The 11,855-nt window shown below is 33.5% G+C and carries 11 protein-coding genes; all 11 read left to right on the forward strand.

Annotation, left to right across the window (positions count from 1 at the left end):
- The first annotated feature begins 292 nt into the window (after positions 1 to 292).
- The 11 genes from B3I52_RS00005 (at position 293) to B3I52_RS00055 (ending at position 11,832) form a co-directional block, all read left to right on the forward strand.
- A complete protein-coding gene (locus B3I52_RS00005; RefSeq protein ID WP_293297017.1) occupies positions 293 to 1,138 on the forward strand; it encodes a glycosyltransferase family 2 protein in 846 nt (281 codons plus the stop codon).
- Positions 1,139 to 1,167: 29 nt separating this feature from the next.
- Positions 1,168 to 1,923, forward strand: coding sequence for a hypothetical protein (locus B3I52_RS00010; protein ID WP_293297020.1), 756 nt, complete (start codon positions 1,168 to 1,170; stop codon positions 1,921 to 1,923).
- Between the two features lie 16 nt (positions 1,924 to 1,939).
- On the forward strand, positions 1,940 to 2,707 hold the full coding sequence (locus B3I52_RS00015) for a glycosyltransferase family 2 protein (protein WP_293297022.1): 768 nt from the start codon (positions 1,940 to 1,942) through the stop codon (positions 2,705 to 2,707).
- Positions 2,708 to 3,057: 350 nt separating this feature from the next.
- Complete coding sequence (locus B3I52_RS00020; RefSeq protein ID WP_293297023.1) at positions 3,058 to 4,131, forward strand: acyltransferase family protein; 1,074 nt, start codon at positions 3,058 to 3,060, stop codon at positions 4,129 to 4,131.
- A gap of 76 nt (positions 4,132 to 4,207) precedes the next feature.
- The gene (locus tag B3I52_RS00025) at positions 4,208 to 5,479 is read left to right on the forward strand and encodes an ABC transporter ATP-binding protein (protein WP_293297024.1); all 1,272 of its coding nucleotides are present in this window, start codon (positions 4,208 to 4,210) and stop codon (positions 5,477 to 5,479) included.
- Entirely contained in the window at positions 5,479 to 6,918 is a 1,440-nt protein-coding gene (locus B3I52_RS00030) for a hypothetical protein (RefSeq protein ID WP_293297027.1), read from the forward strand. The genes B3I52_RS00025 and B3I52_RS00030 overlap by 1 nt, the downstream gene beginning before the upstream one ends.
- On the forward strand, positions 6,902 to 7,558 hold the full coding sequence (locus tag B3I52_RS00035) for a CatB-related O-acetyltransferase (RefSeq protein ID WP_293297029.1): 657 nt from the start codon (positions 6,902 to 6,904) through the stop codon (positions 7,556 to 7,558). The genes B3I52_RS00030 and B3I52_RS00035 overlap by 17 nt, the downstream gene beginning before the upstream one ends.
- A complete protein-coding gene (locus B3I52_RS00040) occupies positions 7,545 to 8,462 on the forward strand; it encodes a glycosyltransferase family 2 protein (protein ID WP_293297031.1) in 918 nt (305 codons plus the stop codon). Before B3I52_RS00035 ends, B3I52_RS00040 begins: the two co-directional genes overlap by 14 nt.
- 1 nt (position 8,463) lies before the next feature.
- Positions 8,464 to 9,405: a glycosyltransferase family 2 protein gene (locus B3I52_RS00045; protein WP_293297035.1), complete on the forward strand. Its 942-nt coding sequence runs from the start codon at positions 8,464 to 8,466 to the stop codon at positions 9,403 to 9,405.
- A gap of 44 nt (positions 9,406 to 9,449) precedes the next feature.
- Complete coding sequence (locus B3I52_RS00050) at positions 9,450 to 10,517, forward strand: acyltransferase family protein (RefSeq protein WP_293297037.1); 1,068 nt, start codon at positions 9,450 to 9,452, stop codon at positions 10,515 to 10,517.
- Positions 10,510 to 11,832, forward strand: a complete 1,323-nt coding sequence (locus B3I52_RS00055; protein WP_293297040.1) for a glycosyltransferase family 4 protein — start codon at positions 10,510 to 10,512, stop codon at positions 11,830 to 11,832. Before B3I52_RS00050 ends, B3I52_RS00055 begins: the two co-directional genes overlap by 8 nt.
- Positions 11,833 to 11,855 lie beyond the last annotated feature (23 nt).

Raw genomic sequence — 11,855 nt, forward strand, 5'->3', positions numbered from 1 at the left:
GCGCTCTTTGCTTTAAAGTTAATGCTAAGGCAATTTTACCGATACCGCAAAGACCAAGGTCGGTTTTAAGTGAATTTAATGGGGTTTGCTAGGGCTTGATATGTGGCAGAGCATAAAAATAAGACCCAAAACTCACATTAAAGTGCGCTATTTTGAGGAAGCAATCGTAAAAGAACTTTTGGCCTTACAAGCGCAGCTACATTTTGAATTAAACAAGATGATCAAAACCATGCGCAACTATTAGACTTAACCTCGAGCGTAACTTTAACCCTCAAACGTAGCCTCAGCCTCAATGCAAACCCAACCTAAAATAAGTATTGTAATTCCAAGTTTCAATCAGGGAGCGTTTATTGAAGAGACTATTCAGTCGGTTGTTCTGCAAGGTTACCCCAACTTGGAGCTAATAATTATAGACGGTGGTAGTACAGATAATAGTGTTGAAATTATAAAAAAGTATGAAACCAACATTCATTACTGGATAAGCGAAAAAGATAACGGACAAGCGCATGCCATTAACAAAGGACTAAAAATTGCCACTGGCGAGCTACACTCTTTTCTAAATAGTGATGATCTGCTCTTGCCCAATGTACTTTTCAAAATGGCAAAAGCCTATCAAAAAGATAAAAAACAAATCATTACTGGAAATTGGTTTGAAGGAAATGATTTAAAAAGTGCCATTTGTAGAGAAGTTACCCAGCCGCTAACCCTAGAAAATCTAATTTTGAATATTGGATTATTTGGCCAACCCGGAACATTTTGGTCTGCTACTAAAAAACCTATGCTCTTAAACGAAAGCTATCATTACTGCTTAGACTTTGAATTGTTTTATCGCCTTTTTACCCATCAGTACGAAGTAACGCTTATAGAAAAACCGGTTGCACTTTTTAGACAGCACGCAAAAGCTAAAACAGCAACACTTCAAATTTTAAAACATAAAGAAATTGTTATTTTTCTAGAGAACAATATCAATTACCATACAAACATTTCGGCTCAAATGCTAAAGCTTAAGGAGCGTAATAAAAGAACCTTATACAGACTAGAGTTAATGGAGACCTTGCAAAAACAACCTCTTAAACTAATAGCTAAAGTTTGGGAGGCATTGAAATATGATCCTCGAGTTTTTATTAAGGGCATTTAATTAGATTGTCAATCTTTGATATGTAGCAAATGAAATGTATATCTTTTTCATTGTTCGGCTCAAACCCTAAATATTTAATAGGCGCATTAAAGAATGTAGCATTAGCAAATGCATTGTTACCCGACTACAAATGTTACTTTTTTCACGATAACAGCGTGCCAGTCTATATCATCGACCAATTATCTATCAAAAGCAATACGAAAGTATTTAACATGAGCGGAAGCGGCATTCCTCCCACCATGTGGCGATTTTTAGCCATCGATTTTCAGGAGGTACAATTAATGCTGAGCAGAGATACAGACAGTAGGTTGAGCCAGAGGGAAATTTCCGTTGTTAGAGAATGGGAAAAAGACACTACCGATTTTATGATCATCAAAGACCACCCGGGTTCGCATGGCACTTATGCTATGTTTGCCGGGCTTTGGGCCATGAAAAAAAAAGCCAACCTTACTATGAGGGCATTAATTGAAGATTGGATAGGTTTAAAAACCAATGAAGAATTAAACAAGCGTACTGCCGATCAGGTTTTTTTAAGCGAATGCATACTACCACTTACAGCAAACAATATGGCCTACTACGATGATTTTAACATCAACAAAGCTAACAATTACCGTAAAATAGCTTACCAAAGAGAAAATTGGCGCTTTATTGGAGAAATATTTGACGAAAACGATATCCCTGAATATCATTGGAAAGCCTTACGTGGGCATTATTGGAGGAGCAAAGGCCTGCTAGGCTATTGTTTTGCCAAAGCCTATAGTTTATTTGTTCCCGAATGGAGATAAAAATATGATTTAGTTAATGCCTTTATTATCTATTATCACCATCAACTATAATAATGCCAAAGGTTTGCAAAAAACCATTGAAAGCGTTGTTAATCAATCTTTTAAAGATTATGAATATATTATTATAGATGGAGGCTCTAATGACGGGAGCAAAGATATTATCCATACCTATAATTCTTACTTTCATTATGCCACCAGTGAGCCTGACAACGGAGTTTACCACGCCATGAATAAAGGTGTAAAAACAGCTAATGGAACATATCTGCTATTTTTAAATAGTGGCGATGTACTATATCATAACGAAACCCTATTAGAACTTGCCCAGCAGGTAAATGAAAAACCAAACTACGATATTTATTATAGCAACCTTTTATTGTCCGATCCCCATACGCAAACAGAGCGGTTGCACCGCTGCCCCGAGAAATTAACCTTAAGTTTTTTCCTAAACTCTTTTATTGGGCATCCCGCTGCTCTCATTAAAAGAGCTACTTTTAACAACATGGGCGCTTATGCAGAACATTATGATATTATTTCAGACTGGTTGTTTTTTGTAAAGGCCTTTTTAAAAGGCTATTCCTTTCAATATGTTAACCTTACCGTGGCCACTTTCTTTTTAGATGGTATCTCCTCAGAAGGTAACCAGAAACATAGCGAGGAACTTCAAAAAGTATATCAAAAAGAACTCAATTTTATTGCAGAAGACGTGGTTATCCTAAAAAGATTTAACGCTAGACCTCACCAGTGGATTGCAAAGCTATTAAGTTATATACGCAAAAACGATTAATCCAATACCTCAGCTTTAAAAGCAAGTGCGGGACAAACAACTATGTAATCAATCTAAAAACAGTATTTACAGATTTATTAAGCACTTCCCTAAGCATGCATTATTATGGAAATACTTAGGCATCTATGGCCTTAAGCACAACTACTTCAAATTTCCATCAAATATTATTTTTGATAGAAATTCGCAAAAGTATATTATTGAGAATAAGTGGTAACCACACCAATCGGTTGAGGCCAAAAGTAAAATATCAAAAACATAAAAATGTCTATCATCGCAATAAAAGCCGAAAACCTTAGCAAAGCCTACCAATTAAGAAAGCTTTGCCATCAAATATTAGCCAACAACTATTAATGACGTATAAAGAACAACTTTACAACTACAAAACCATCCCTTCATTAAATGGCTGGCGAGCTGTGGCAGTAATTTTAGTGCTGCTGGGCCATTTTAAAATGACCTTAAATACAACGAGTTTAGGCTACAAAATTTTAGACCAGGTCATTTTTGCAGAACTCGGTGTGCGCATCTTCTTTGTACTGAGTGGCTTTTTAATTACCACTTTATTGATCAAAGAAAAAGCCAAATATGGCAAAATCAACATCCGCCACTTTTTTATTCGGAGGTTTTTACGCATTGTACCAGTACTCTGGTTGTATTTGGCTGTGGTAGCTTTGCTAAACCAATTGTTTAAATTCAATCTTACACTTTCACATTTTTTAGGCCCGCTTTTATACCTCAACAACTTTAATTTCTTTCCTGGGGTTTGGCTATTGGGGCATACTTGGAGCTTGGCCGTAGAAGAACAGTTTTATTTAATCTGGCCTTTTATTTTTTCCTTTGTGAAGAACAAATTGTTGCTAACCTTATTCATTTTAATCGCTACGCCAGTATTGGTAGTTTTAGCTTACGTAAAGCCAGATTTATCAAATGTATTATTGGTGCCTTTTCTACGACCTGCCACTGCAATTTTTTGCGGTGCAGTACTGGCTATATTATGGAGCAAAGATTTTTTTAACGTCGATATCAAAAAACACCTCAATTGGCCCACCTTAATTTTTGTGAGTGTTATCGTATTTCTTATCAGCAATTACCAACATCAAGGAAAATATGGAAAGCTATTGTTACCAACTGGAGACACCATTATGAACCTTGGCATTGCCTACGCCATTACTTTCAGCCTAATTCAACAGAAAAACAATTTGTTTCGTTTTTTAAACTTAAGATTAATGAATACCATAGGTCTATTATCCTACAGTCTTTACATTTGGCAACAACTATTTCTTTTCCCTGTGGGTTCCTATCTAAACTGGAAAGCGATGATACCTTTTCCTTTAAATATTTTGTTAATTTTTATCATTGCTTATATTTCTTATACTTTTTTTGAGAAAAGATTTTTAAAGCTAAAACATCAATTTTCTTCGATATAACATGTCTAACATAGCCATCAAAGCCGAAAACCTTTCCAAATTCTAACCCCAACCCCTGAAGGGGCTTAAAAACAATATGAGTAACATCGCTATAAAAGCCGAAGACCTTAGCAAAGCCTACCAATTAGGCGAAATTGGCACTGGTACCATTAGCCGAGATTTAGAACGTTGGTATGCCCGCATGCGTGGCAAAGAAGACCCTTTTTTACGTATTGGCGAAACCAACGACCGCAGCACTAAAGGTAGTTCTGATATTGTATGGTCTTTAAAAGACATTAACTTTGAAATTGAGCAGGGCGATGCCGTAGGCATTATTGGCCGCAATGGTGCAGGCAAAAGCACCTTATTAAAAGTATTGAGCCGGGTTACCTCTCCTACCTCGGGTCGCATTACTGGCAAAGGCCGCATTGCTTCTTTGTTAGAAGTAGGTACAGGCTTTCATCCCGAATTGACTGGCCGCGAAAATATTTATTTAAACGGTGCCATTTTAGGCATGCGCAAAAAAGAAATTACCCGTAAGTTCGAGGAGATTGTTGACTTTGCAGGCGTAGAACGTTACATAGACACCCCTGTTAAACGTTACTCTTCGGGTATGTATGTACGCTTAGCTTTTGCTGTAGCCGCCCACCTAGAAAGTGAAATCTTAATTGTAGATGAGGTGTTGGCCGTAGGCGATGCCGAATTTCAAAAGAAATGCTTAGGTAAAATGGGTGAAGTGAGCAAGGGCGAAGGCAGGACGGTGTTGTTTGTGAGCCATAATATGGGGAGTATTTTGGAACTCTGCAATAGAGGAATTTTGCTTAACAATGGAAAAATAAACTTTACAGGTACAGCGGATAGTACTGTGCAAAAATATAGTAAAGCCAATGAAGTATCTTTAAATACAAATCAGGGAAGGAAAGGGACTGGACATATTCAAATTGAAGGTTTTAATATATTAAAAAATCACAATGAAACTAGCAGTATTATTGTTGGCGAAAAAATAAAGCTTAATATACCAATTATAAACCACGTCCGAAAAGAAATCTCCTTTTGCCAAATCATTGTTGGAATATATAATGAATATAAAGAAGGCGTTTTACGCCTTAATTCTGGAGACATTAGAGTAAATAGTAACGAAAATTTCGTGCTCGATTGCGATATCATTGATCAAATTCCATTGAAACCGGGTATTTACACGATCAACATTGCACTGTCTTCTAATGAAGGTTTAGAAGATTACATTCCTGACTTTTATACGCTAGAAATAAGCGAACCCAACTTTAATGAATTTGGTACAACAGCACAAGACTTGCATTTAACAAAAATATTATTAAGAAATCATTGGAAGATTTCAAAAGCGATATAATGGACATCAAAATAAAATTAAAAGATATCAGTTTCTCTAAATTTTCTGCAATAGACACCTTTGGCAAGGTGTTCTATTATGATGATAAAATATATAGACTTATATCAGATGAGTATAAGACTTTCTGTTTAGAATGGTTTTCTAATGGATTAATTGACAAACTGAATAAAGAGCAATTAATTCCCTATACCTCCATCGAAACCGAACTAAAAATTGAGGAGAACCCAGATAGTTTAATATTAAGACATGAGCGGTTACGTGAAACCTATATTGGAGAATGGTCTTTTACAATGATTAAAACGGCTGCGCTAACAATTTTAAAACTAAATCAACTATTAAACGAATATAATTATGAATTGAAGGATTCTCATCCTTATAATATTTTATTTAAAGGAAGAAAAGCATTGTGGGTTGATTTAGGAAGTATTAGTTTCAAGAAATCTAACTCATGGGTTGCAGCAGATGAATTCATTGACTCATTCTATATTCCGTTAAAACTTTGGGAAGTTAATGAATTTTATTTCTTAAACAAAGCGCTCAATGACAAATGGTTTCCACATCAACGTTTTCTACCATCATTAGATATTAGGTCTTCTAGGTTATTTAAAGACCTACAAATGGATGTATATCATAAAAAAATTGAGTTTAGAACTAAAAATACTCAACGCAATCTTAACATACATTTTCTTGGTATTGGATATGTATTAAGAGCTTTGAATTATATTGCCAGAAAAGTTACAGGAAAACAAGGAGCTCCCTTTCAGGTTAGTAGTAACTTGAAGCCACTTGCCGAGGTGTACTCCATAATATCAAGTATATCAAAAAAAGAAAATCAATCAACGTGGTCTAATTATCATACCCAATACTATAGTGATCAAATCTCCGATAGATTGAACTTTATTGTCGATAAATGTATTTCTCTTCATAAAAAATCTATTTTAGACTTAGCTGGAAATCAGGGTTTGGTTGGCAGCTTAATCAGTAAAAAAGCGAAAGGTAAAATAGATATTATTACTACTGATTATGATGAAAATGCCTTAGACTATGGTTTTAATCATATCGATTCCAGTGAGGACAACATTAATTTCACTCTTATTAATTGTATTCTTGCAGGCCAACGTGACGAAACTATCTACAAAAGATTAAAGTCAGATATAGTTTTAGCACTTGCGGTAACACATCATCTTATTTTAGGACAAGGCTATAATTTAGAATATATTTTAAATGAGTTTAGGCAATTTACCAATGAATATCTTTTGATAGAATTTATGCCAAAAGGTTTATGGAAAGTAGGAGATGAATTTCCCGAACTACCAGTATGGTATAATGAAAGTTGGTTTGAAAGTAAGTTACAATTACATTTCAAAATTATAGAAAAAACTGTCTTAGAAACAAATCGTATTTTATACCTAGCAAAATTACATGAAACAGAAAATTAGAGATTTTTTCTTTTTTTTTGCTGCTAAATTAATTCCAGAACTCTATTATTTAAAGAGTAAGATTAATGGAAGTGCGACAAATTCAAAGATACACCCAAAAGCAAAACTTTTCCCACCTTTTAGCATCCATAATTGTATAATTGACGAAGGCACTTATATTGCAAACAATGCCGTTATATCATTAACTAATATAGGCAAATACTGTTCCATTGGCCCCAATTTTAAGTGTGGCTGGGGCATTCATCCTACAAATGGTATATCTACGTCTCCTATTTTTTATTCTACTAGAGAACAATGTGGCTATACATTTTCGAAAGAAGATAAAATAGAGGAAAAGAAACTCATTACAATTGGTAATGACGTATTTATCGGCATGAATGTAACTGTATTAGACGGAGTGAGTATTGGTGACGGAGCTATCATTGGTGCTGGGGCTGTAGTATCTAAAGACATACCTCCTTACGCTATTGCAGTTGGTTCTCCGATACAGATAAAAAAATACAGATTTGATGAGAATACTATAGATAAATTGCTTAAAATAAGATGGTGGGATTTTGAACAAGCCCAATTACAAGATGTTGAAAAATATTTTTTTGAGATCGATACTTTTATAAAAAAACATTATAATGTTCAAAAATAACTGGCCTTATACCAATGCAGTTGACCCCGAAATATACAAAGGAAGAACCGATTGGCCTAAAATATCCATTGTAACCCCCAGTTATAACCAAGGGCAATACATTGAAGAAACCATACTTTCTATTTTAAACCAAAACTACCCTAATTTAGAATACATTATTATAGATGGTGGTAGTACGGATCATACGGTTGAAATTATTAAAAAGTATGAAGATAGGATAACTTATTGGGTAAGTGAGAAAGATAATGGGCAAAGTCATGCGATAAATAAGGGGTTTGAGAAAGCAACTGGTGAAATATTTGCTTATTTGAATAGCGATGATTGTTATTATCCTAATACATTTTGGGAAATTGCCAATACTTATGTACGCAAGCCTTATACAAAAACCCTATGGATTGGCGATTGCAATTGGGCAGAACGTTTTGATGATGTAAATGGATCGTTAGACAAACCAAACTTTCCGAATAGTCTTTATCAGGCATTATTACAGAGAGGCTTAGCTCCCCAACCCAGTATGTTTTGGACCAATCCTTTAAAACTTAAATTTAATGAAGATTTAAAATTTTGTATGGACTTTGATTTCTGGCTAAAGCTTATTTTAAAAAAATATGAAATTGTGAGAACACCCAAGACTCTTTCTCTATTTAGAATACACAAAGATTCCAAAACTTCTACTTTAAATCAAATTCAAGAAGAAGAATTGAATGGTCTTACATCCCTCTACAAAAAATTTCTATCAGATGAAAATAATCTTACAATAAGCAATTTATTGATAAAACAAAATCAATACGAATACTATAGTAAACTTACAAAAAATAGAAGATTGAACGCAGCATACCTAAAAATGGTTATGCAAAGTAACTTATCCTTAAAACTAAAATTAAAAGCACTTCTGCAAACATAATATGGCTTTCCCTTTAGTTTCTGTAATCATCCCACTTTATAATGCTGAAAAATACATTTCAGAAACAATTGAAAGTGTGCTAAACCAGACGTATCAAAACATTGAAATTATTATTATTGATGATGGTTCTACAGATAATTCTTTGGCTCTAGCTAAAAGTTACGAAAACAGTAAAATAAAAGTCTTTTCACAAGATAATAAAGGAGTTAGCTCAGCGAGGAATTTCGGTATAAGTATTGCAAAAGGCGATTATATTCAGTTTTTAGACGCAGATGATTTAATCGCACCAAGCAAAATTGAACTTCAAATTGAATACTTCATCTCAAATCCTCTGGCTACTTTTGTCTGTTCCAAATGGATGAGGTTTAAAAATATCAATAAGCCAAACAACTCAAACTTAACCAAAATTTTAACTCCAAAAATTGAAAATTTACCTATCAACTTTATCGCTACAAGTAACTTTATCCCATTAATGTGTGGATTAATAAAAAGAACAACGATAGCAAAAACTAATGGATTTGATAAAAAAATGACACATATTGAAGATGTAAACTTTTTAATCAGGTTATACAAAGCAGATCAAAATTTCCATTACTTAGAAACGGAATTCCCATTATTTTTTTATAGAAATTCACCTAATTCAGCGTCTAAAACTAACCAATATGCTTTCTTATCAGGAGTTTTTACAAATGCAAAAACAATATCCACGGAATTCTATTTAGTTAAACATGATTTTCTGCTCGAAAATTACTGGAACGTATTTCTTAATGCGATAAAGCTAAACTATAGTGAATTAGTTAACAAAAGTCACCAAGAACTAAAGAGATATAGAATAGACGAAAGGAAGGAATTTAAATTTAAGATTTACAAGGCAATCGGTTGCCTAACATTTTCGAAAACATACTATATATTTCAGGCCATTAAAAGTTTACTAAACAAGTGACCCGACATAATTATAAAGGCCATAAGTCTCAATTCCTACTATAAATGAGCAAACTTCATTTAAGAAATTTAAATGGTATCAGAGCTTTAGCTGCACTAATGGTCATAAATAGCCATTTACCTGTAACTTACACTTTCGAAAACAACCACCTACAAGGCCTTTATAGCTTAACAAAAAATGGGCAATTAGGTGTTTACATTTTTTTCTTACTTAGCGGCTTTCTAATTACACGCATAATTTTAGAAGATAAAGAAAAATTTAAACTGAAAACGTTCTATTTAAAAAGAATATATAGAATTTGGCCTTTATATTATCTATGTTTTTTTATCAACTTATGCATTTTCCCATTTGTAAATAAAGATCGCGTTTATGATCATTATAGCTTCGAGAAATATTTTTTCTTTATACAAAATTTCGACACCTATGAGATCGCAGTAAAAAAACTGAACTTTTATGCTCCAATAACAATTAATTGGTCGGTAAGTATAGAAGAGCAATTTTATTTATTTTGGCCTCTAATATTCTTTTTCATTAAAAATTCTACAATTAGAATAATTATAATAGCTAGCATGATGGTTGCTGCGCTTTTAAAAACAGCAAATATCGAAAGCACAACCGGCAATAGTTATTTCACAACTTATGCTGCTATTTGGGATCTCGGATTGGGCGGGTTATTGGCATATTTACACTGGCAATTACGAAATATAAAAATCTGCATTCCTAAAATAATAACACTCTTAATTTATATAGCAGCGCTCGTCTTCCTAACAAACTTAATTCCAATTGACATTTCGTTTACACTAAGAAAAATTCTAACTTCTATTATTATCGCTTTCTTTGTAGCGGAACAATGTACTAATCACAAAAACCTATTTAACTTGGATCGAGTGCCTTTCTTTTATCATATAGGAAAGATTTCATACGGTTTGTACTTGCTACATCCATTAGTATTTTTATTAGTTGATAGTATTTTGGCGTCACTTTTTGGATATGGGACAATCCGTAACATTTTGATCTTGTTAATTGGCATACCTGCAATTTTCTTAATCGCAAATGTATCCTACAAATATTTCGAGAGCTACTTTTTAAAACTAAAAGCAAAACTTGACTAAAACAGTATTAAATGCTTGCTCAAATTTTTACCCCTACGCATTTGGGGGTACAGAAGTTTATGTAGAAGCTTATTGCACTTTTTTAAAAGAAAAAGACATCGAGCCAATTGTAATTTGTGCCGTGCCAGAACAAGCTTTTGAAGATCATCAAACCATATATGAAGACAATTTCCTCATTGCATGCAAATACCTTTATCAAAACATTACTGTTCTCGGCTTAAAATTAAAACATATTACTACCGAATTGATTTATGCAAAATATGATGAAAAGTTACAGCAGAGTTATGGCCAATTTATAGATACTCAAGCTAAACTTAAGGGTTTATCAACACTACATATACATAGCTTTACAGCAACTATTGGTCAAAATTTATTTAGCCAAATTAAGGCACAAAACAAAGGAGCAAAAATTATAACCAGTTACCATACCCCTATTTCTTGTCCTAAAAACACCTTAATGCTTGGCAAATCTTTAAAAGAGTGTAGTATTACGCCAAACCTTAGAGACTGTACCAATTGTATAATAACAACACAAACTAAAATACCCGTTTTAGTAGCCAAAACAGCACAAAAATTTAATTTAAAATATTATAAACTACCTGCAATACTTAAACAAAAGTATTTAGTTAATTTAGAACTCAACGCATTTAACCATTTAAAAGAAATTACGCAAGAATGGTGGTGTTATTCTGAAGGTATCAGGGAAATTTTAAAAATTAACGACATCCCAAATGATAAAATAAAATTTGTCCGTCATGGTATTTCAGAAATATTTTTTAATCTAGAAATACAAAAACGTAAAGACAAAACCATCTACCTGTTTAGTGGTCGCTTAACCCGAATTAAAGGAGTGACAACCTTATTCAAAGCTTGGCAAAGCTTACCAGAATTGCCTGGTAGAGAATTATGGCTTACAGCAACTGATACAGCTGTTGATGATGAAGAAATTAGTGCGCTAGTTCAAAAAACCAAAATTCGTGGAGATATCAAATTTTTAGGAAATAAAACGCAAAATGAACTTGCTACATTATATGCTCAAGCACACTTTGTGATCATTCCCTCCGAATGTTTTGAAATTGGGCCCTTAGTATTTCACGAAGCAGTATTAAATGAGTGCAACGTGATCGCTAGCAATATTGGTGGCTGTAAAGAATTAGCGCAACACTACCATGAAAATGCCATAACTTTTAAGGCAGGCGATGTCAAAGAATTGGCGCAAAAAATATTGTCAAGTAAATACAATGGTAAGTCTGCTTTATCTCAAAATTTTTCAACACACTTTAAAACTATAAGTGATGAAAATATTTCTAGATAAATTAATAATTCGGTTTTTTAAAA

The sequence above is a fragment of the Pedobacter sp. UBA4863 genome (assembly GCF_002399615.1).
Lineage (GTDB): Bacteria > Bacteroidota > Bacteroidia > Sphingobacteriales > Sphingobacteriaceae > Pedobacter.

Bases quoted from the DNA above. Each gene is read 5' to 3' on its own strand.
- B3I52_RS00020 (WP_293297023.1), top strand. From the start codon at position 3,058: ATGACGTATAAAGAACAACTTTACAACTACAAAACCATCCCTTCATTA.
- B3I52_RS00005 (WP_293297017.1), top strand. From the start codon at position 293: ATGCAAACCCAACCTAAAATAAGTATTGTAATTCCAAGTTTCAATCAG.
- B3I52_RS00025 (WP_293297024.1), top strand. From the start codon at position 4,208: ATGAGTAACATCGCTATAAAAGCCGAAGACCTTAGCAAAGCCTACCAA.
- B3I52_RS00040 (WP_293297031.1), top strand. From the start codon at position 7,545: ATGTTCAAAAATAACTGGCCTTATACCAATGCAGTTGACCCCGAAATA.
- B3I52_RS00045 (WP_293297035.1), top strand. From the start codon at position 8,464: ATGGCTTTCCCTTTAGTTTCTGTAATCATCCCACTTTATAATGCTGAA.
- B3I52_RS00035 (WP_293297029.1), top strand. From the start codon at position 6,902: ATGAAACAGAAAATTAGAGATTTTTTCTTTTTTTTTGCTGCTAAATTA.
- B3I52_RS00050 (WP_293297037.1), top strand. From the start codon at position 9,450: ATGAGCAAACTTCATTTAAGAAATTTAAATGGTATCAGAGCTTTAGCT.
- B3I52_RS00015 (WP_293297022.1), top strand. From the start codon at position 1,940: ATGCCTTTATTATCTATTATCACCATCAACTATAATAATGCCAAAGGT.
- B3I52_RS00030 (WP_293297027.1), top strand. From the start codon at position 5,479: ATGGACATCAAAATAAAATTAAAAGATATCAGTTTCTCTAAATTTTCT.
- B3I52_RS00010 (WP_293297020.1), top strand. From the start codon at position 1,168: ATGAAATGTATATCTTTTTCATTGTTCGGCTCAAACCCTAAATATTTA.